Annotated in this window: 19 protein-coding genes and 1 tRNA gene; 18 read left to right on the plus strand and 2 right to left on the minus strand. The window is 33.6% G+C overall.

Features of this window, described 5'->3' with window-relative positions; all coding sequences use genetic code 11:
- Positions 1-17: 17 nt before the first annotated feature.
- Positions 18-962: an alpha/beta fold hydrolase gene (locus BMY85_RS13005; RefSeq protein WP_092478702.1), complete on the minus strand. Its 945-nt coding sequence runs from the start codon at positions 960-962 to the stop codon at positions 18-20.
- Between the two features lie 178 nt (positions 963-1,140).
- Here BMY85_RS13005 and BMY85_RS13010 point away from each other — a divergent pair, with 178 nt between their 5' ends.
- From BMY85_RS13010 to BMY85_RS13040, 7 genes are all read left to right on the plus strand, one after another.
- Entirely contained in the window at positions 1,141-2,121 is a 981-nt protein-coding gene (locus BMY85_RS13010) for a sensor histidine kinase (protein WP_092478703.1), read from the plus strand.
- Complete coding sequence (locus BMY85_RS13015) at positions 2,108-2,746, plus strand: response regulator (protein ID WP_092478704.1); 639 nt, start codon at positions 2,108-2,110, stop codon at positions 2,744-2,746. Before BMY85_RS13010 ends, BMY85_RS13015 begins: the two co-directional genes overlap by 14 nt.
- Before the next feature lie 103 nt (positions 2,747-2,849).
- Positions 2,850-3,617 (plus strand): ParA family protein, encoded by a 768-nt coding sequence (locus BMY85_RS13020; protein ID WP_092478705.1) that lies wholly within the window; start codon positions 2,850-2,852, stop codon positions 3,615-3,617.
- Positions 3,617-4,531 carry a ParB/RepB/Spo0J family partition protein gene (locus BMY85_RS13025; protein ID WP_092478706.1) on the plus strand — a complete coding sequence of 305 codons (915 nt, stop codon included), beginning with the start codon at positions 3,617-3,619 and terminating at the stop codon, positions 4,529-4,531. The genes BMY85_RS13020 and BMY85_RS13025 overlap by 1 nt, the downstream gene beginning before the upstream one ends.
- Entirely contained in the window at positions 4,531-5,043 is a 513-nt protein-coding gene (locus BMY85_RS13030; protein ID WP_092478707.1) for a DUF4446 family protein, read from the plus strand. Before BMY85_RS13025 ends, BMY85_RS13030 begins: the two co-directional genes overlap by 1 nt.
- An 18-nt stretch (positions 5,044-5,061) precedes the next feature.
- Entirely contained in the window at positions 5,062-6,123 is a 1,062-nt protein-coding gene (locus BMY85_RS13035) for an HD-GYP domain-containing protein (RefSeq protein ID WP_092478708.1), read from the plus strand.
- A gap of 172 nt (positions 6,124-6,295) precedes the next feature.
- Positions 6,296-8,485, plus strand: coding sequence for an alpha-galactosidase (locus BMY85_RS13040; RefSeq protein ID WP_092478709.1), 2,190 nt, complete (start codon positions 6,296-6,298; stop codon positions 8,483-8,485).
- Here BMY85_RS13040 and BMY85_RS13045 read toward each other — a convergent pair.
- Entirely contained in the window at positions 8,482-9,396 is a 915-nt protein-coding gene (locus BMY85_RS13045; protein ID WP_092478710.1) for a helix-turn-helix transcriptional regulator, read from the minus strand. The two genes, BMY85_RS13040 and BMY85_RS13045, sit on opposite strands and share 4 nt — an antisense overlap.
- A gap of 113 nt (positions 9,397-9,509) precedes the next feature.
- Here BMY85_RS13045 and BMY85_RS13050 point away from each other — a divergent pair, with 113 nt between their 5' ends.
- From BMY85_RS13050 to BMY85_RS13100, 11 genes are all read left to right on the plus strand, one after another.
- The gene (locus tag BMY85_RS13050; RefSeq protein WP_092478711.1) at positions 9,510-10,520 is read left to right on the plus strand and encodes a LacI family DNA-binding transcriptional regulator; all 1,011 of its coding nucleotides are present in this window, start codon (positions 9,510-9,512) and stop codon (positions 10,518-10,520) included.
- Between the two features lie 142 nt (positions 10,521-10,662).
- On the plus strand, positions 10,663-12,039 hold the full coding sequence (locus BMY85_RS13055; protein WP_092478712.1) for an ABC transporter substrate-binding protein: 1,377 nt from the start codon (positions 10,663-10,665) through the stop codon (positions 12,037-12,039).
- Positions 12,040-12,104: 65 nt separating this feature from the next.
- Positions 12,105-13,106 (plus strand): carbohydrate ABC transporter permease, encoded by a 1,002-nt coding sequence (locus tag BMY85_RS13060; protein WP_092478713.1) that lies wholly within the window; start codon positions 12,105-12,107, stop codon positions 13,104-13,106.
- A gap of 1 nt (position 13,107) precedes the next feature.
- On the plus strand, positions 13,108-13,956 hold the full coding sequence (locus BMY85_RS13065) for a carbohydrate ABC transporter permease (RefSeq protein WP_092478714.1): 849 nt from the start codon (positions 13,108-13,110) through the stop codon (positions 13,954-13,956).
- A gap of 22 nt (positions 13,957-13,978) precedes the next feature.
- Entirely contained in the window at positions 13,979-14,992 is a 1,014-nt protein-coding gene (locus BMY85_RS13070) for a glycoside hydrolase family 130 protein (RefSeq protein WP_092478715.1), read from the plus strand.
- Between the two features lie 18 nt (positions 14,993-15,010).
- Positions 15,011-16,252: an AGE family epimerase/isomerase gene (locus tag BMY85_RS13075; protein WP_092478716.1), complete on the plus strand. Its 1,242-nt coding sequence runs from the start codon at positions 15,011-15,013 to the stop codon at positions 16,250-16,252.
- Positions 16,245-17,423, plus strand: a complete 1,179-nt coding sequence (locus BMY85_RS13080) for a glycoside hydrolase family 130 protein (protein WP_092478717.1) — start codon at positions 16,245-16,247, stop codon at positions 17,421-17,423. The genes BMY85_RS13075 and BMY85_RS13080 overlap by 8 nt, the downstream gene beginning before the upstream one ends.
- A 57-nt stretch (positions 17,424-17,480) precedes the next feature.
- Complete coding sequence (locus tag BMY85_RS13085) at positions 17,481-18,992, plus strand: sialate O-acetylesterase (protein ID WP_092478718.1); 1,512 nt, start codon at positions 17,481-17,483, stop codon at positions 18,990-18,992.
- A 36-nt stretch (positions 18,993-19,028) separates the two neighbouring features.
- Positions 19,029-20,753 (plus strand): phospho-sugar mutase, encoded by a 1,725-nt coding sequence (locus tag BMY85_RS13090; RefSeq protein WP_092478719.1) that lies wholly within the window; start codon positions 19,029-19,031, stop codon positions 20,751-20,753.
- 121 nt (positions 20,754-20,874) lie between these two features.
- Positions 20,875-21,762, plus strand: coding sequence for a DUF3881 family protein (locus tag BMY85_RS13095; RefSeq protein WP_092478720.1), 888 nt, complete (start codon positions 20,875-20,877; stop codon positions 21,760-21,762).
- 92 nt (positions 21,763-21,854) lie between these two features.
- Positions 21,855-21,926 (plus strand) — tRNA-Arg (locus BMY85_RS13100).
- Positions 21,927-22,145: the final 219 nt, after the last annotated feature.

A 22,145-nucleotide genomic window follows, 5' to 3' on the forward strand; every position in this document is an offset into this window, starting at 1 on the left:
GCTTTTTTTATGCTTCATTAGAAGTATATAGAATCAATAAATGCTTCAGGATTTTCTAGTTGTGGAAGATGTTTAGTGTTAGATATAGTATTGATTTCAATACTATTATTTAACTCATAGTAGCAATTTTTAATAGATTCACAGTTTGGAAGAGCATCTCCTAAAATAATATGAATGTCATGATTTAATTGTTTTAGGGCACGTGATATATTTATATTTACGAATTTGGATGTTATGCTTGACATTAAGAACTTAGCAGAATAGCCATTAAGATGGGAAGCTTCCATATAAGCCTCAATATCATGTTTTGCAATATATCTTGTATCACAATAGTATAAATCTGCAAACCTCTGTTTTGTGCCAAGAAAAGAGTGTTTCATATTATATAGTGCAGAACCGATAACTGGTATTTCAATAAGTTTTTTAATTAGTTTATTCCATTTTCCAGGGTATTTGCTAAGTTCCTGAAGACTACAAGGATTTACAAGAGTTAATTTTTGTATTTGCTGGGGTTCTATATAGCAAGCCATCACAGTAGCGGAACAGCTGAGTCCTGTTGCAATGACATGAGTGCTGCGTTTAATGACGTTTTTAATAAAGTCAGTTATTAATTGGACATATAGATAATTAGTATAGGTTATCTTAGGCTTGTCTGAGTGGCCACATCCAATAAGATCAATTGTATATACAGTATGTTCCTTTGCTAGTTTATTTACTACTCGTTTCCACTCATAACTTGAACTTTCACATGTTAAATCATGAATTAGTAGTATTGGAGAGCCAGAGCCGTGAACTGTATAATATATATTACCAAATTTCCAGTTATAATAATTGCTATTACTAGAATATAGTCTTTCCTTGGAAGTAGCTTTGACCTGTAAAAATTTATTTATTAAATATAGACCAGATGTTGTAATAATTACTGTTTTTAAAATTGTTGATAATGTTTTTTTACTATTCAATTCTATACTCCTTTCCAAATTGAGATGCCTTATTCTTATTATATGTTAAAATATTAAGTGATACAATTAGATTTTCGATAATTTAGTTAAATTCTTTGGAAAATGTTAGTTACTATTTTATTTTACTTTACCAATATTTTAGTATATAATGTTTTTATATTAAATTTTGGGGGCACATATGAAAGAAATTTGTGATATATCCGAGAAAATTGCTGGTTTTAGGAATTTGCTAATCAGGTATAGCAAGAGGTATGAAGAAAAAAAAAATAAAATTAGCGTACATATTAAAAAATTGGAACATTACTTAGAAAGTAGTGATAATGTAAGAGATGTTCAAGTTTTAATAGATACTGTGCAACTGTTGAAGCAACAGGAAAAAGAGGATAAGCAAGTAATAGATGTTGTGAAGAATATTATAGAATATGTTGATTCTTTGTTAGAAATAGATATTATTCGTAAGACAGATAAGGAAGAAAAGGAATCAAATATTATTATATTAGAGGCACAAGAGCAGGTTAGAGGAGCAATTGCAAGGGAGTTACACGATTCCACAGTGCAAAATCTAACAGCAATATCTTATAAGGTAGAACTTTGTTCTAAGCTTTTAGATAAGGATATCACGAGAGTTCGATTAGAGTTACAAGTAATACTGGCTTCTTTAAAAAAAATAGTGGATGAAGTTAGAAATACCATATATAATTTACGACCTACATTGACACAGGAGGCACAGCTTGAAGTTTATTTAAGTAAGTACTTAAAAAGTATGAAAATTAAATATCCACATATAAATTTTGTATTAGAAGTGGAAGGCAGCTTTCAGAATGTTAGGACTATTTATTGTTTAACATTATTAAGAATTGTACAGGAAGCATGCCAGAATGCAGTAAAGCATTCTGAAGCAAATTTAATTTGTGTCACTGCCAGGTGTATGAAAAAAAAGGTGTATATAAGTGTAAAAGATAATGGTATTGGTTTTGACTTGAATGGTAGACAGCGAAATCTGCAAGGTGAACATTTTGGTTTATCAATTATGAAAGAGAGAGCTCAGCTTTTACATGCTAATTTTATAATACAATCAAGTAAGGGTGAAGGGACAATAGTACTGGTAGAAGTGCCAGAAGTTTTTAATGGTGAGGGTGATAAAAATGGCTCAAATTAGTGTTCTGCTAGCAGATGATCATATGATGGTGAGGGAAGGAATTCGCCAATTACTTGAGTTAGAGGACAATATATGTGTAATAGGGGAAGTGGGAAATGGAATAGAGTGTATTGATGCTATTTACAAACTGCGTCCTGATGTCGTAATACTTGATATTAATATGCCAAAGATGGATGGGATAAGTGTGCTAAAACGCATAAAAGAAACTAATATAAAATGTAAAGTGATTGTATTGACATTTTATAATGAACTTGCAATTATTCAGGATGCAGTACAAAATGGTGCAAATGGCTACATACTAAAAGAAGCTGACTCAGCACTGTTAATTAAGGCAATAAACGTAGTAACAAGTGGAGAAAAGTATATTCAGCCAGCTATAGCAGCAATGTTAAGACAAAGCAAATTTATTGAAAAACAAAAAGGTGTAGAAATATTAACTAAAAGAGAGCTGGAAATAATTAAGTTGCTAGTAGGTGGTTTGTATAATAAAGAAATAGCAGATGATTTAAATATTAGCGAAAAAACAGTAAAGAATCACATTTCAAGTATTTTTAGAAAAATAAATGTATCTGACCGTACACAGGCAGCAGTATATGCAATAAAAAATAATCTGGTAGAAATATAAAATGTTTCACGTGAAACATTAAGATTCTTTTGTTAAAGTATAGATATCTTAGATATTAAATGATATAATGTTGAGGTAAACAAGAATCTAGAAAGGTGATAAAATGAATCGTATAATCGCTGTTTCAAATCAGAAAGGTGGAGTTGGAAAAACAACTACAGCTATTAATTTATCTGCATGTTTGGCTGAGCAGGGGTTAAGGGTACTGGTAATAGATATCGATCCCCAAGGAAATACCACAAGTGGATTTGGTATAGATAAGTATACTATTGAAAATACAGTATATGAACTTATGGTAGGTGAGTGCTTACTAGAAGAATGTATAATTGAAAACATATATGAAAAGCTGTCTATTATTCCTTCAAATGTAAATTTAGCGGGAGCGGAAATTGAACTTATTGATATAGACGGAAAAGAATACATTCTAAAGAAAGAAATTGAAAAGATTAAGGACAAGTTTGATTTTGTAATTATTGACTGTCCACCATCTCTTAATATTCTGACAGTAAATGCAATGACAACTGCAGATACTGTTTTAGTTCCAATTCAATGTGAATATTATGCATTGGAAGGTTTGTCTCAGCTTATCCATACTATTAATTTAGTAAAAGAAAGATTAAATCCTACACTAGAGATGGAGGGTGTTGTATTTACTATGTATGACGCTAGAACTAATTTGTCTTTACAGGTAGTTGAAAATGTAAAAGAAAATCTGCACCAGAATATTTATAAAGCTATAATTCCAAGAAATGTACGTCTTGCAGAAGCACCTAGCCATGGAATTCCAATTAATGTGTATGAACCTAAGTCTGCGGGAGCGGAAGCTTATAGAGAATTGGCAAAAGAAGTTATGGAAAGAGAGGATTCCTAATGTCAGTAAAAGGAAAACATGGATTGGGAAAAGGCTTAGACTCGATGATTCCTGCAAAGAGGGAAAAAGTGGTATCCGATATAATAAAGATGGATGATGTTTCACGTGAAACATTAATCAATATAAATGAAATTGAGCCAAATAGAGAACAGCCAAGAAGGAGATTTGATGAGGATAGTTTAATAGAATTATCGGAATCCATCAAGCAATATGGAATTGTTCAGCCACTTATTCTGCAGAAAAAGAATGAAATGTTTGAAATTGTTGCAGGGGAAAGAAGATGGCGTGCAGCTCGTCTGGCAGGTCTAAAGAAAGTACCAGCTATTATTAAAAATTATACGGAAAGAGAAGTAATTGAGATTGCTCTTATAGAGAATATTCAGAGAGAAGACCTGAATCCTATAGAAGAGGCTTATGCTTATAAGAAATTAATTGAAGAATTTGAATTAAAACAAGATGAAGTTGCGGAGCGAGTTTCAAAGAGCAGGGTAGCAATTACAAATTCACTTCGTTTATTAAAGTTAGGCGAAAATGTTCAGCAAATGCTTATTGATGAATTAATTTCTAGTGGCCATGCAAGAGCACTATTAGGTGTTGCAGATGTAAAGAAGCAGAATGAACTTGCGATGCAGGTTCTAGATCAAAAGCTTAGCGTACGAGATACAGAAAAACTTGTAAAGAATGTACAAAAGGAAAAGAAAGTAGAACCAGAGAAAAAAATTGATGATAAGAAAAAAATTGAAAAACTAGTTCTAAAAGAACTTGAGGATAAAATTACAGAATCTCTTGGTACAAAGGTGACTATATCCAAAAGGAATAAGAATAAAGGCTCTATTGTGCTGGAGTATTATTCACAAGAAGATTTAGAACGATTGACAGAATTATTATTATCAAGAAACAGAGGAGATAAATAATGGATATCTTAACACAGTTTGGAATTAATACAAAATATGTCATGCTAGGAATGGCAGTGGTTATTATTGTGATGTTTATCATTCAGATAGTACAGGCAGCAAAAATTTCTAAACAAAAGAAGCGTTTAAATAAGTTTTTGGAAGGGTCTGATGGGAAAAGTTTAGAGGGAGTAATAAAGGAAAAGCTTGATACTATAGATGCAATGAATAACAGTATCACTTCGCTTTATGAAAGAATAGATAAAGTAGATGAAGTGTTGCTAACAGTTTATAGAAAGACTGCTATTGTTAAGTATGATGCGTTTAAAGATATGGGGGGAAAGTTAAGCTTTATTTTAGCCCTACTTAATGAGCAGAATAATGGATTTATTATTAATTCTATGCATAGTAATAGAGAAGGCTGCTTTACTTATGTGAAAGAAATTATTGGGGGCCAATCCTTTATAACACTATCAGAAGAAGAAAAGCAGGCTTTAGATGAGGCAGTAAATAGTACTAATTTTATGGAGTAAGTAGAAGTAGGGTTGTAGATGAAAAGAAAATCAATAAATGCAGTTAAAGGAAATGAAGTCCTAGCAAGGGATGTGTATGGGAACACGGATACCATTTTAATGGTATCCGGCATGACATTAAAAAAGGAATATATAGAAAAATTAAAACAGTTAAATATTGATTATGTGTACATAGAGGATGGATTTTCACGTGAGTCAGATGAACAGAAAACAATTGAAGAACGTATTAAATCTCAATGTCAGGAAACAATAGAAAGTGTATATGAAAGATATTCTTATTGTGGTGATGTTGAGTTAAGGGAGTTGACTTCAGTAGCTAGTAAGGTAGTTTTTGAAGTATTAAAAGAGCCAAATGTCCTGTATGGTGTAGAGACAGTTAGGCAAAAACATGAAACAATTTATACACATAGTTTAAATGTGTGTGCATTATCTGTATTAGTTGCGCTGAAACTGAACTTAAGCAAAGTTCAACTTGATGATATTGCAATTGGAAGTCTTCTTCATGATATTGGCTATATGTACTTAGAAAATATTAATTCATGGAATAGTTTAATGTCTTATACGGAAAAGGATGTAGCATATATAAAAAAACATGTGGTATTTGGATATACTGATGTTGAGAACGAGACTTGGCTTAGTAAAAAAGCAAAAAATATTATTCTTTCACATCATGAATTTTATGATGGTTCAGGTTATCCATTGAAAATGGCATATAATGAAATTGATATTGAAACAAAGGTCGTTACTATATGTAACGAATTTGATAGATTCATACATGGAAATACAGGAAGTATTATGAAGAGTAATGAGGCAGTGGAATATATTATCTCTCAATCAGGTAAAAAATTTGATCCAGTTGTAGTTAGTGCATTTAATTCATCTGTGGCTAGGTTTCCAAATGGCATTAATATAATTACAAATCAAAAGGATATTGGGGTTGTGGTTAGGCAGAATCCTGATTTTCCAATGAGACCAGTTATTAAAATTGTAAAAGACAGTAGTGGAAAAGTTATTGCACCGCCTTTAGAAAGGGATTTAGTGAAAGAGCTTTCTTTGTTTATTGAGGAAATGAGTGAGTAAAATAAGTAACGCCTTACGTTTGAGCCAGAAGTTAGTGGCTTAACAGCGTGGGGCGTTTTTATTTTGTACAAATACTAACTCTATTGACTTTTAGAAATAGGTAAGATAAACTAAAATTAAATAAAGTTTACTTAATTTTAACCTAAATTATGAAGATGAATAGGAGATAACTATGGGAATATGCTACAATAAGGAAGAGAGAATTTTTAAACTAGATAGTATAAATAGTACATACATTATTGAAATTATTGATACGGAAGGATTTGTGGGACATGTCTATTATGGGAAACGATTAAGGGATACAAATCTAGGTTATTTAACAAGATCACAGGAGTACCCTTTTACACCTGAGAAAAACAACAGAGAAAGAGTATCATTTTTAGACAATTTTCCTTTTGAGTATTCTACACATGGTGTGGGAGACTTTCGTGAACCTTGTTTAAAAGTGAAAAGTGAAGATGGTACTTCTGCGTGTCAATTATGTTATAAGGAACATAGTATATATAAAGGAAAACCAGAACTTAAGGGGCTTCCTGCTTCTTTTGGAAGCGAAGAAGAGTGTACAACACTTGAGCTGATTTGCATAGATCCTTATATTAATTTGGAAGTTGTATTGTGTTATACAATTTTTGAAAAACTGGATGTATTAACTCGAAGCATAAGGATAAGAAATAAAGGAGCAAAACCAGTTTATCTGGAAAGAGCACTTTCTTTATGCATGGAATTTGAGGGAATAAATTTTGATGTAATTTCGTTACATGGTTCATGGGCAAGGGAAAGACATATTCAGAGAAGACATGTAGAATTAGGAAAGTATGCAATTGGCTCCACACGAGGAGAATCTAGCCATCAGGAACATCCTTTTATGGCGATTGTTTCACGTGAAACATCTCAAGATAAGGGAAATGTATATGGATTTAATTTGGTATATTCGGGAGATTTCTTTGCACAGGTAGAAGGAACTCAGTTTGAAAATATAAGGTTTGTAATGGGAATTCATCCAGAGAATTTTCAATGGAAATTAAGTACAGGAGAAGAGTTTGTTACACCTGAAGTCGTTTCAGTATTTTCTGATAATGGAATAGATGGAATGACTCACATATACCATGACTTTTATAGGAAACACTTAATTAGAAGTAAATATAAGGATAAGGAACGTCCTATTTTAATAAACAATTGGGAAGCTACCTATTTTAACTTTAATACGGAAAAGCTTCTTCATATTGCAGAAGATGCATCTAAACTTGGAATTGAAATGCTTGTTATGGATGATGGCTGGTTTGGTAAAAGAAATGATGATAACTGTGCATTAGGAGATTGGTTTGTTAATGAAGAGAAATTAAAGGGTGGGTTAAAATATTTAGTACAGGAAGTAAATAAAAAAGGAATGAAATTTGGAATCTGGTTTGAACCTGAAATGATTTCACCAGATTCTGATCTATACAGAGAACATCCAGACTGGGCAATTCAGATAAATGGCAGGAAGCCAGCTTTAAGTAGAAATCAGTATGTACTGGACTATTCAAGGAAAGATGTAAGGGATGAAATATACCAAAGAATAAAAGATATTATGGAAAGTGCACCAATTGCATATGTGAAATGGGATATGAACCGTGCACTTACTGATCTGGGAAGTAATATGTTACAAGCCGATCAGCAAGGTGAGCTGTCGCATAGATATGTGTTAGGGGTGTATGAGTTATTGGAACGTTTTACTAGTGAATTTCCAGATGTACTATTGGAAGGGTGTTCAGGTGGCGGAGCAAGATTTGATCCAGGTATCTTATACTACTGTCCACAAATCTGGTGTTCTGATGATACAGATGCAATAGAGAGGTTACAGATACAGGAAGGAACGGCAATGGTTTATCCATTATCTACAATAGGGGCACATGTTAGTGACTGTCCTAATCATGCAGTAGGAAGAAGTACTCCTTTTGAAACAAGAGGATACGTTGCACTTACTGGAACTTTTGGATATGAGTTAGATGTAACTAGAATTTCAGATGAAGATAAGCAGCTTATTCCTAAACAAGTAGAACTATACCATACATATAATAATTTAATTAGAAATGGTGATTACTATAGGCTGCTAAGTTACAGAGAAGAGGGACAATATGATGCATGGCAGGTAGTGTCAAAGGACAAGTCGGAAGCACTTGTATTCTATATTCAAGTGCTAAAAAGGCCAAACTATCGTAGCAAAGTTCTAAAACTTAAAGGACTGGAGGAAAAATTTATGTATTCAATTCAAGGACAGGAAAGAATACTGTCAGGAGGGGCACTTATGTATGCTGGAATTCCTATAGAAAATATGCCGCATGATTTTGAAGGAAAGCTTTTGCACGTGGTAAGGGTTTAATCTAAGTCAAGTAAGTTTAGTTCTTTATTAATATTTTTTCGATATTGAAGAGGGGTTACGCCAACTCGCTTTTTGAATAAATTTATAAAGTGTGTCGTATTGTAAATACCGACACGTGCAGCTACTTCATTAATGGTGAAGTTGGTATTCATTAAAAGCGTTTTGGCAATGTTGATGCGTTTTTGAATTAAGTACTCAATTGGAGGAATATGAAAAAAACTTTGAAACTCTTTAGAGAGTGTGTATTTACTAACGTGAAACTTGGTAGATAAGTCATCCAAATTAAAACTATTGTAGTACTCCTTATCAAATAAATTACGAATTTGCAAAATGTAACTAGGAATAATAAATGCAAGGTTAGAAGAATCTCTTTCGATTATCAGGTTAGTCAGTATCATATCAATTAAAGAGGAACATACAAGACTGTTAAATTCTTCTACAACTATATAGTTAGATAATTTCTTGATGTAATTTTTTATAGTGGATGAGGGAATTAGCTGATGTACAGGGGAGTTATTATGAATAAACTGTTGAAATAGAAAGTTTATATGGCTTCCATTTAGATAAAATTTCTGGTATTCCCAAGTACAAGAGTTCTGGATTTCTATATGAAAACCAGATTTACAATGAATAAAAAGTGCCGAATTTTCAGTAAGGGAGTAGATATCGCCTAAGTAACAGAGCTGTCCCTGTCCATGAATGGTGTAAAGAAGAAGATAAGTGTCCAGAGGATTAACAGTTAGGGAGAATGGATAATGAACTTCCATATGTCCATAATGCTGTATGTAAAACAGATTATTCTGTGTGTCAACAGAAGAGGTAGGGTAATGTTCAGAAAAAATAGTTATTTTGCTTTTTTTCTTTGCATTTTGCAGTTTAGAACTTTGATATAATAATTTGAATAAGGACATAAGATCACGCTCCTTGAGTCATATTTTGTAACAAAATTATAATGCATTTGATAAAAGATGACAATATGGATAAAAGATATAAAGAGAAATTGCGTGCAAGTGGAGGATAAAAGATGAAGAAAAATATTACATTAAAAGATATTGCACAAAAGGTTGGAGTTAGTGCAGTTACGGTGTCAAAGGCTCTTACAGACAAAGAGGGAGTTAGCGATGATGTCCGTAAAAAAATAAAAGAGATTGCTAGTGAACTGGGGTATAAAGGCAGTTCTTCAGCAAGCTCATGGGGGCAAAGCGGAAATATCGGTGTTATTATTGCAAAGAGATTTATTAAAGAAGATGAAAATGCATTTTATTTAAAAATGTATCAGGGCCTTGTGCAGACATTATCCAGGTTCCGTTATTATGGAATTCTGGAAATTGTAGATGCTAAAAGTGAAAAGGAATTTGTCATGCCAAAGTTATTAGAAGATAAGAAGGTAGATGGAATTATTATATTGGGGCAGTTTCAATCTAATTATATTAAGCTGATTGAAAAGTACAATGTTCCGATTGTGCTATTGGATTTTTATGATAAAAACCTGAATTTAGATTCTGTCATAAGTGATTCAGTATATGGAGGTTATAGAGCTGTAAACTATTTAATTAGTAAAGGACATCGAAAAATTGGTTTTGTAGGAAGTATTTTTTCTACCAATAGCATTATGGACCGGTACTTAGGCTACTATAAAGCCATGATTGAGGCTAGATGTGAAGTTAAGCCAGAGTGGCTCATAGAAGACAGAAATGAAGAAGGTGAATACATTCCACTTAGTCTGCCTGAAGCAGATAAAATGCCAACTGCATTTCTTTGTAATTGTGATAATATAAGTTACATTTTGATTAATAAGTTAAGCGAACTAGGATATAGTGTTCCAGAAGATATTTCTGTTATTGGTTATGATAATTCCATACGTTCGGTTATTCCAGCATTGAACTTAACTACGGTAGATGTAAACATTGAGGCAATGACGGAGGCAGCTACAGACTTAATCATAAAAAAGATTAAAGAGGAAAAGCACTGTTGTGGCATGAGAATCGTTGAAAGTAAACTAATCATTCGAGAAAGCGTAAAAGAAGTAAGATAAGTAAACATATTTTTGCAAGATAATATGTTTTTTTGCAAGATAGATAGATGTAATTAAGGTAATTTTAAGTTATAATTATATTAAAGTTAATTGCTATAAAGGGAGTTAATTTTATACTAGCGTATAAACGAGGAGGTTAATCATGAAAAAAAGTAAGAAGATCATAAGTACTTTGCTAGCATTAACCATGGCATTTTCATTAAGTGCCTGCGGTGCAAAAGATAAGAGTACTTCAGCAGAAAAAGAAAAGGATAGTATTCCGACAATAGACCAGATTAAGTTAGGTGAAGATTACACAGATCTGAAAGCAGATTTAAAGGTAATAACACATAGAACTGATTTAGTGGATAATGTATTTAAAGATTATATAAGTGAGTTTCAAAAGACTTATCCAAATATATCAATTGAATATGAAGGCATTACAAACTATGCAGATGACATTACAACAAGATTGACATCATCATCATGGGGGGACATTTGTATGGTTCCACCATCAATATCAAAATCAGAACTTAGTAATTATTTTGTTTCTTTTGGTGATTTGGATACTTTGGAGAAAAATTATATTATGCTTCAAGATAAGGCTTATGACAATGAAGTGTATGGAATTCCTTCTGTAGGAAATGCACAAGGAGTTGTTTACAATAAGAAAGTGTTTGCTGATGCTGGTATTACAGAACTTCCAAAAACACCAGATGAATTCTTAGATGCTTTGCAGCAGATTAAAGATAAGACGGATGCCATTCCATTATATACAAACTTTAATGCACAATGGACTATGACAGCATGGGATGCTTATGTTGGTGGTACTTCTAATGGAGATCCAGATTACATAATGAAGAAAATGGTTCATGGTAAAAATCCATTTAGCAAAAATGATGATATGACAGGTCCTTATGCTGTTTATTATGTGCTTTACGAATCAGTTGCACGTGGGCTTGTCGAGGATGATCCAACTACGACAGACTGGGAAGGATGTAAGGGACAGATTAACAATGGTAAAATTGGTACAATGGTTCTTGGTTCATGGGCTGTTTCACAGATGCAGGCAGCGGGAGACCATCCAGATGATATTGCTTATATGCCTTTCCCTATTACAGTAAACGGAAAACAGTATGCATCAGCAGGACCTGATTATCAGTATGGAATTAATGTAAATGCTTCAAAAGAAAATAAAATTGCTTCTATGATTTATATTAAGTGGCTGACAGAAAAATCTGATTTTGCATTTGATCAGGGAAGTATTCCAATTATGAAAGGTTCTGATTATCCAGATGTACTTGATGCATTTTCGGATACAGAATTAATTATTAATAACCCAGCTAAAGAGGGAGAAGAGGATTACTTTGATACAATTAACTCAGATTCAGAAGTAGGACTTAACTCTGATAATGTTCCGGATTCTCAGATAGTAGAACATGCTTTAGCAAAAGATATGACCTTGGATGAAATTATGGATGAATGGAACCAGAAGTGGTCTCAGGCACAAAAGGATAATGATATTGAAGTAGAAGAATAAAACAATATGGTATAAGCTTATAAGCCAGAGGCTTGTCCTCTGGCTTATTTCATAGGAGGTTACATATGGGGAAGGATAATAGCGATATAGCAGTGAAAAAAGAACCATTTCATTTAAGGAAATGGTTACGAAAGAGAAAAGTTCAGAAGGTAATTCTGATTGTTACTTTTTCCATAATTCCACTTGCATTGCTGACAGTATTTACCTATTTGCCATTTGTTAAAATGGTACAGTTTAGTTTTTATAAGATGAAATATATTGGACCTAGAAAATACGTTGGTTTTCAAAATTATATTGATGTATTTCAAAGAGAAGATTGTTTTAAGGCATTAAGGTTAAGTATTTATTATCTAGTAGGGGCATTGTTTCAGTTAGTTCTTGCTTTGTATTTTGCAACTATATTAAGTTTCAAAGTAAAACTGGGCGGATTTTTTAAAGGGGCAATGTTTTTTCCTTATTTAGTTTGTGGAATTGCAGTTGGTTATATTTTTCAGTTTTTTTATACCAGGGGATTTGTACTGGATACGATACTTTCCTGGTTTGGGATTCCTTTAGAAAAGTTACCGTACTGGTTAAAGGATACGAAAATTAATAATGTTTCCTTAGCTGCAACTTCGGTTTGGCGTTATATGGGGCAGAATATGGTTCTTTTTATTGGTGCAATTATGTCAGTAGATAAGGAACTGTATGAGGCAGCAGAATTAGATGGAGCCAATAAGTGGAAGCAGTTTAAGTATATTATTTTACCTGGAATAAAAACGATTGTGGTACTGAATCTGATTTTAGCAGTTACAGGTTCTATTAGTGCATTTGAACCATGCTTTGTTATTACAAAAGGAACAATGGGAACAGGAACTTATTTTTATGTTATGCATAAACTTGCCCACAACAATTACAAGGTAGGGCTTGCATCAGCAATGGCTATTATACTGCTTGTAATTATTTTGATTACGGCAGTTTTGCAAAAAGTTATTATGAATGTATTATTTGAAGACGGGGATGACAATAATTCTAAGAAAATTCAGAAAAAGTTAAAAAAATCAAAGTATAATAAGGAGGTGGCTTAACATGAATGTATATGTAAAATGTAAAAAAGTTATTGTTGCATTTTTAAAATACTTTACATTATGCTTTGGTACTTTTGTTACTTTAATACCAGTAGTAGTTTGTGTCATTACGGCATCAAAAACAGAAAAAGAATATGAAAGTACTAATGTTATGACACCGCCAAAAAACTGGTTTAATTTTGAGAATTACAAGTTTGTCTGGAAGCAGGCAAATATGTTATTAGGATTTCGGAACTCATTTTTGGTATTATTAGTAGTACTAACTGGTTCCATATTATGTGGAACAATGATTGCTTATGTATTAAACAGATTTGCTTTTCCAGGTAATAAGCTGATTCGCAACTTATTTTTATTTGCTACTTTAATTCCAGGGGTAGCGACACAGGTAACGGTATATCAGATTATGGATACCCTTCATTTAATTGATAGTTTAGTAGGATACATGATTTTAATGATGGGTACAGATGTAATATCTATTTATATTTTTATTCAGTTTTTTGAAAATATATCGTTCTCTATAGATGAATCAGCAATTATGGATGGAGCAGGATATTATACGATTTTCTTTCGTATTTTGCTGCCACTTTTAAAGCCGGCAATTATAACATGTATGATTTTAAAAGGGGTATCTACTTACAATGAGTATTATATGGCAAGTTTGTATTTGCAGTCAAAAAACAGGCTGATAACGGTTGCAACTTCATTGTTTAAGTTTGTTGGTCCAATGGGAAGTCAGTATAATTATATATGTGCAGGGGTTATTATTACAATTATTCCAGCACTGATAATATTTATTTTATGTCAAAAACAGATTTATAGCGGGCTTACACAGGGATCTGTAAAAGGATAAGTTAGAAAAGGAGATATGAGTTATGAAAATAATAGGAGAGGCATTAAACAATATCCCATGGCAGGAAAAACCAGAGGATTTAAAGGGGGCTCCTGTCTGGAGATATTCAGAAAACCCAATAATAGATAGAAATCCAGTGGAAAACGTTGCACGTATTTTTAATAGTGCGGTAATGCCTTACGAAGGCAAGTTTGTAGGAGTATTTCGAGGAGAGCAAGTAAATGGGGTTCCTTATATTTATCTTGGCCATAGTGAGGATGGAATTCACTGGAATATTGATAAGGAAAAAATTCATTTTGTAGATGAATCTGGAAATGATTTTATGCCAAAGTATGCGTATGACCCGCGTCTTGTTAAGGTGGACGATATTTATTATATAATCTGGTGTACAGACTTTTATGGTGCAGCAATTGGTCTGGCAAGAACAACAGATTTTAAGACATTTATAAGAATGGAAAATCCATTTATTCCATTTAACCGAAATGCAGTACTGTTTCCTAGGAAAATTAACGGAAACTTTGTTATGCTTTCTAGGCCAAGTGATAGTGGCCATACACCATTTGGCGATATTTTCTTAAGTGAAAGCCCAGATATGACTTATTGGGGAAAACACAGGCATGTTATGGGCAAAGGAAAGGAATGGTGGGAGTGCGTTAAAATCGGTGGAGGAGCGGCTCCTATTGAAACAGATGAAGGATGGCTTATGTTTTATCATGGTGTAAGTGGAACTTGTAATGGTTTTGTGTACAGTATAGGAGGAGCTATTTTAGATATTAATAATCCATCAATTGTAAAATACCGTTGTGAGAATTTTTTGCTAACACCAGAGAAATGGTATGAAGAAAGAGGATTTGTTCCAAATGTCTGTTTCCCATGTGCAACTCTTCATGATGCAGTTACAGGTAAAATTGCAATTTACTATGGTGCGGCAGATAGTTATGTAGGATTAGCATTTACTCAGTTAGATGAAGTTGTGTCTTATATTAAAGAGCATAGTGTATTAACACAAGAGGATACGGAAATAGGGATTCGATAGAAAAACTGGAGGAGAGATATGCTAAGAAATGAAGCAAAAAAACATCTGGAAGAGGTGATTATTCCATTCTGGTCAAAACTAAGAGATGACAGGTATGGAGGATATTTTGGACTGGTAGATTCGGATTTGAATATTTACAAAAAGTTTACTAAGGGAGTTATCTTAAATAGCAGGATTTTATGGTTCTTTTCTAATGCATATTTAACATTAGGAAAAGAAGCATGTCTGGATCAGGCCAGACATGCGTATGCCTTTTTAAAGGATTGCTGTTTAGATAAAGAAAATGGTGGTGTTTTCTGGTCTTTGAGGTATAATGGAGATATAGAGGACAGTACAAAACACACTTATAATATTGCTTTTGCAATTTATGCATTATCTACTTACTATGATGCTTCTAAGGAAGAAGAAGCAATTGAGATAGCGGAAGGACTTTATAAGACTATTGAAACTAAGTGTCGAGATGAAATCGGATATTTAGAAGCTTTTACAAAAGACTTTCAGCCAGAGAGCAATGAAAAATTATCCGAAAATGGCATTGTGGCATCTAAAACTATGAATACACTTCTTCATGTATTTGAAGCCTATACGGAGTTTTATCGTGTAACAGGCAAGACAGAAGTAAAGGAAAAGATCTTCCAAATATTAGATCAATTTGCAGATAAGGTGTACAACAAGGAACTTTGCAGACAGGAAGTATTTTTTGATGGCCAGTTTCACTCGCTAATTGACTTACATTCTTATGGCCATGACATTGAAACAGCTTGGCTTATTGACCGGGGATGTGAAATTCTAGGAGAAAAGAAGTACATAGAAAAGATGGCACCAATTACGAAAGCATTGACACAAAACATATATGATACGGCATTTCACAAAAATTCTCTTTGGAACGAGTGCGAAAATGGAGTACCTGATAAAACAAGAGTATGGTGGGTACAGGCTGAAGCTGTATTAGGATTCCTGAACGGATATGAAAAGGATAGAGAAAGAACGGATTATTTAGATGCAGCAAAAGGTATATGGAACTATATTCAAGAGCATTTTGTAGATAAGAGACCTGGAAGTGAATGGTTTTGGCTTGTAAATGATGAGGGAGAATCTGTAGAGGTTGTCATTTCAGATAAAGAAGCAAAATCATTTTTCAAAGCTCTTGGAGAAATAAAAGATAACCGCATGGTAAAACCGATTGTGGAGCCATGGAAATGCCCTTATCATAATGGACGTATGTGCATGGAGATTTTACGGAGGAACTTAAATGTTTAGTGAGAGATATTACATTGAAAAGGACAAGTATGATAGGCTAGTTAATAGAAAAAATGAGAAAAGTGACTTTTATAATGGTATCTATAATCGATGGAAATACCCTGTATTAACAAGTGGACATATTCCTTTGTTCTGGAAATATGATTTAAATCCAGAGACAAATCCATATTTTATGGAAAGGTTAGGAGTTAATGCAGTTTTTAATGCTGGAGCTGTTTATTTAAATGACAAGTATTATCTTGTTGCAAGAATTGAGGGAAATGACAGAAAATCTTTTTTTGGAGTGGCGGAAAGTGATAATGGAGTAGATGGATTTCATTTCTGGGATTACCCAATTTTACTAGAGGATACCTGCAAAGAAGAAACCAATGTTTATGACATGAGACTGACACAGCATGAAGATGGATATATTTATGGTGTATTTTGTTCGGAAAGCAAGGACCTCCATTCTAACGATTTATCAGCAGCAGTTGCGGCAGCGGGAATTGTTCGGACAAAGGATTTAAGGACCTGGGAAAGACTTCCTAATTTAAAGACATTAAAAAGTCCTCAGCAGAGAAATGTTGTACTGCATCCTAAGTTTGTAAATGGAAAATATGCTTTTTATACAAGACCAATGGATGATTTTATTGAAACTGGTTCAGGTGGAGGTATTGGTTTTGGGTTGTGTGATGATATTTTAAATCCAGTAATTGGTGAAGAAATTATTACAAGCAGGCGAAAGTATCATACGATTACAGAAGCAAAAAATGGTGCGGGTGCAGTTCCAATTAGGACAGATAAGGGATATATTCATATTGCACATGGAGTTCGTAATACAGCAGCAGGGCTTCGATACGTTATTTATGCGTTTGCTACATCTTTGGAAAAGCCATGGGAAGTGATAGCAGAACCATCAGGATATCTTATAGCACCAGAGGGTGAGGAAAGAGTTGGGGATGTATCCAATGTTGTGTTTACAAATGGAGCTATTGTTGATAAAAAGAAAAACGTATTTATTTATTATGCATCTTCTGATACAAGAATGCATGTTGCGACAACAACATTAGAACGGTTAACGGATTATGTGTTCCAGACACCAGAAGATAAAATGCGTTCTGTAAAGTGTGTAGAACAGCGTTGTGAGTTTATTAAAAGAAACTTGGAGTATATAAATAAAATAAGTAAGTAAAAGACGAGGCTTGCGTAAGTGACAGTTATGCAGGCTTTTTTTATTAGAGGTGAATGAATGGAAGGAAAATTAAAACCAGCACAGATCTTTGGGGACGGTATGGTGCTGCAAAGAAACCAAAATGTTGTAATATGGGGAGAGGGAAGAAATAATTCCAATATTACTGTATCAATAAATGGGCATAAGGTTTCTACCAAAGTAATAGAATGTAAGTGGAGTGTAGAAATACCAAGAATGGAGGCGGGGGGACCATATACTTTAAGTATTTCTGATAATTTCGAGGAAGTTGTATATGAAGATGTTATGATTGGTGAAGTCTGGCTTGCAGGAGGACAGTCAAATATGGAGCTGGAACTTCAAAATTCATATGAAGGCATAAAAGAAGTAAAAGCAGCAGATAATGATTTTATCCGTTTTTATAATGTTGCCAAAATAGCAACATTGGAGGAGACAGATCTGGAAGAGGAAGCAAAAAGCATCTGGAATAAGGTAAATTCAGATATAGCTGGGAAAATGTCAGCAGTCGCTTATTATACAGCAAAAAAGCTTCAGCAGGAATTAGGAATTGCCATAGGTGTAATTGATTGTTATTGGGGAGGATGTTCTATTTCATGCTGGATAAGTGAAGAATATATGGAAAGTGATATGAATGCACATATATATTTTACTGAGTGGCAGGAATTAGTAGGGGAGAAGTCTATTGAAGAATATGAAGAAGAAGTAAAGAAATTTGATATTGAGCTTAAGAGGTGGATTCAGAAGGAAGAAGAACTTAAGGAAGATAATCCTGATATTACAATGTGGGACGTAATTGAACTTATTGGAAACTGTCCTTGGGAACGACCTGTTGGATATAAATCACCAAAGCGTCCTGCAGGTCTTTACCACACCATGATACAGCGTATTGCACCTTATACAATAAAGGGAGTTCTCTGGTATCAAGGAGAAGAAGACACTGGTAAAGCAGCTATTTACGATAAAATGTTATATAAGCTGATTGAGCAGTGGCGTAAGGATTGGAAAAATGAGGCACTTCCATTTTATATTGTACAGCTTCCTATGTGGATTGAGAAAGGAGCAGAGGATGATAAGTCCTGGGCAGTGCTTCGGAATATGCAAAGAAAGGTAACTCAAACAATAAAGAATACATATTTAATTGTTTTAATAGATTGTGGTGAGTTTGATAATATCCATCCTTTAGATAAGAAAACAGTAGGGCTTAGACTAGCCTTACAGATACTAAAATATAGTTATGAATATAAAGAATTATATGTTGAAGGACCAAAGTATTTACAAAGGGACTTAAAAGATGGTAGAATTGTGTTGTATTTTGAGCATGTTTGTGATGGCTTTGAAATAAAAGGGGACAAAAGAATCAATTTATTTGAGGTTGCTGGCTGCGATAAAGAGTTTGTTGAGGCAGATGCTGTAATAGTAGGGAATACAATTGAGGTTTCTAATAAGCAAGTAAAAAATCCCAAATATGCTAGATATGGTTGGACCAATTATGGTATAGTAAACTTATTTAATGGAAAAGGTTTTCCGATGGAACCTTTTATGACAATGTGAAGTTTATAATAATAACGATTTAGAAAGGAAATTGCTATGGACTACAAGACGAGTTACGAAAAATGGTGTAAAGATTCTTATTTTGACGAGGCTACTCGAAATGAATTATTAGCACTAAAAGGAAATGAAGCAGAAATCGAGGATCGTTTTTATAAGGATCTTGAATTTGGTACAGGTGGAATGAGAGGAATTATAGGAGCAGGAACAAATCGCCTGAATATTTATACTATTCGTAAAGCAACTCAAGGCCTTGCCAATTTTATTATAAAAGAAGGCACACAAAACAAGGGAGTTGCAATTGCCTATGATTCTAGGCGTATGTCCCCAGAGTTTGCAGATGAAGCTGCGTTATGTCTGGCTGCAAATGGAATTAAAGCATATGTATTTGAATCACTTCGCCCAACTCCAGAATTATCATTTGCTCTTAGAACTTTAGGCTGTACAGCAGGTATTGTTGTAACAGCAAGCCATAATCCGCCGGAGTATAATGGATATAAAGTGTACTGGGAGGATGGTGCGCAGGTTACTTATCCAAAAGACAATCAGATTATTACAGAAGTAAATAATGTAACAGACTTCCATACAGTTAAGACTATGGATAAGAAGGCTGCTGAGGCAGAAGGTTTATATCAGGTAATCGGCAAGGACATAGATGATAAATATATCGAAGAATTAAAGAAATTAGTTGTACATCCTGAAATTATAAAAGAAGCAGGCAAAGATTTAAAAATTGTATACACACCATTACATGGAACAGGAAATATTCCAGCAAGACGTGTGTTAAAGGAAATTGGATTTGAAAATGTATATGTTGTTAAGGAACAGGAATTGCCAGATGGTAATTTCCCAACTGTAAGCTATCCAAACCCAGAGGCAGCAGAAGCATTTGCATTAGCACTTAAGTTAGCAAAAGAAGTAGATGCAGACATTGTTTTAGCAACAGATCCAGATGCAGATCGTCTTGGCGTGTATGCGAAGGATTCTAAAACAGGTGAATATGTTTCGTTTACAGGAAATATGTCAGGCATGCTGATCTGCGAATATTTAATGTCACAGAAGCAGGCGATGGGAACTCTTCCAGCCAACGGAGCTTTAATTAAAACAATTGTTTCAACCAATATGGCTGACGAGGTTGCAAAAAGCTACAATATGAAATTAATTGAAGTTCTTACAGGATTTAAGTTTATCGGAGAACAGATTAAAATGTTTGAAGAAACGCATTCCAATGAATATGTATTTGGTTTTGAAGAAAGCTATGGATGTCTAGTTGGAACGCATGCACGTGATAAAGATGCTATTGTAGCTGTTATGTGTTTATGTGAAGCAGCAGCTTATTACAAAGCTAAGAATCTGACATTATGGGATCAGATGATAAATATTTTTGATAAGTATGGATATTTCAGAGAAGGGCTTCACACAATGACTCTTAAGGGAATCAGTGGTGCACAGGAAATACAGAATATCTTAGAGAGAGTTCGTAATAATCCGCCAACTGTATTAGGTGATTACAAAGTGAAGGAAGTTAGGGATTATCAGAAGGAAGAAATTACAAATGTTGCTACAAAAGAAGTGAGACCTACTGGATTACCAGTATCCAATGTTTTATATTACGATTTAGAAGATAGTGCATGGTGTTGTGTAAGGCCATCTGGTACAGAGCCAAAAATTAAATTTTATTTTGGTGTAAAGGGAACAAGTTTTGAAGATGCCAATGAGAAACTTGAAGCTTTAACCAAGGCAATGCTTGATTTTGCAAAATAAATAAAAGGGCTGCTATTTTACTTACGAAATCTGGATGTAAAATAGCAGTTTTTATTTGAAGATACCATTTGAATGAAGTATAATATTTAAAAAGTTATCGAAATGGAAGGAAGGTGGTTGCGTGCATAGTTATTTACGTGCTGTTGGTTTTAGTAATGTTAAGAGTAGAACAGAATTGGATAAAATCCTTGGTCAGATTATGGATAGACCTAATGAAAAACGAATGAACAAGGTTAATGAGACAACCACTTTAACGGAAATGAAGTTAGATTTTGCTCCTAATATGGGGGTTGCTATACGAGGTGAATATGATGAGAAAGGTTTTTTCCATCTAGATCATTATTTCCCGTATTTTAAAGGAGCCAGAACATCAATTAAAGAAGAAGTCTGCATCAATAAGCGCATAGATACGGAAGCTTATACTGGAATGTGTGATGATGTAAGATTAGGGGTATCTCTTATTTTTTATCTGCAGAATGGCATGGAGTGTGTACAGCATAATTATACATCTTCTCGTGCTGGAAGGTATTTAGAGGTTACGTTATCTGCTTTATCAGTACAGGGAATGGTTCTTTTAGGGATGTCGGTAAGCAAGAAGAAACAGGAAGCAATGGCAGCAGAAATAAAGATGAGAAGAGAATTGATTGCAGAGGCGAAAATGGGCAATCAAGAGGCCATTGACAGTCTTACAATAGATGATATAGATATGTATGCGATGATTTCAAGAAGATCAAAATCAGAGGATATTTACAGTATAGTGGAAAGCAGTTTCATTCCATATGGATCAGAATCGGATAATTATACAATTATAGGAACAATATTGGAATGTGATCTTATTGTAAATGGTATGTCTGGAGAACAGGTATATAATTTATTGATTAACTGCAATGATCTGATTTATAATGTGTGTATTAATAAACTGGATTTATTAGGAGAACCAAAACCAGGCAGACGTTTTAAAGGAAACATATGGATGCAGGGATATGCAAATATTCCAACCTGGGAATAAGAATTATAAAAAGAAAATATCGTAATTTCTAGGAATTGGTCTTTCTTACATTGACATTTTTAGAAATTACGGTATAATAAATATGTTTCCATGTTCTCATAGTTAAATGGATATAACAGGGACCTCCTAAGTCTCAGTTGTAGGTTCGATTCCTACTGGGAACGTATGCATAAGCCAAGTTTATTGTGTAAGTTGTACAATAAACTTGGCTATTTTTTTATGCAGAATAACCAATTATTAAAGTAAACCAGAGAAAATATAGCGAAAACCCTTCTAATTACTGATTAACCTCATATTTCGACACATATCTCCTTTGACATGCTATAATCTAGATAAATCAAACGAACAAATAAATGTAAACCGTAACCGAAGTCTTACAGAAC

Origin of the sequence: [Clostridium] polysaccharolyticum, assembly GCF_900111595.1 — a bacterium.
GTDB lineage: Bacteria > Bacillota > Clostridia > Lachnospirales > Lachnospiraceae > Clostridium_AI > Clostridium_AI polysaccharolyticum.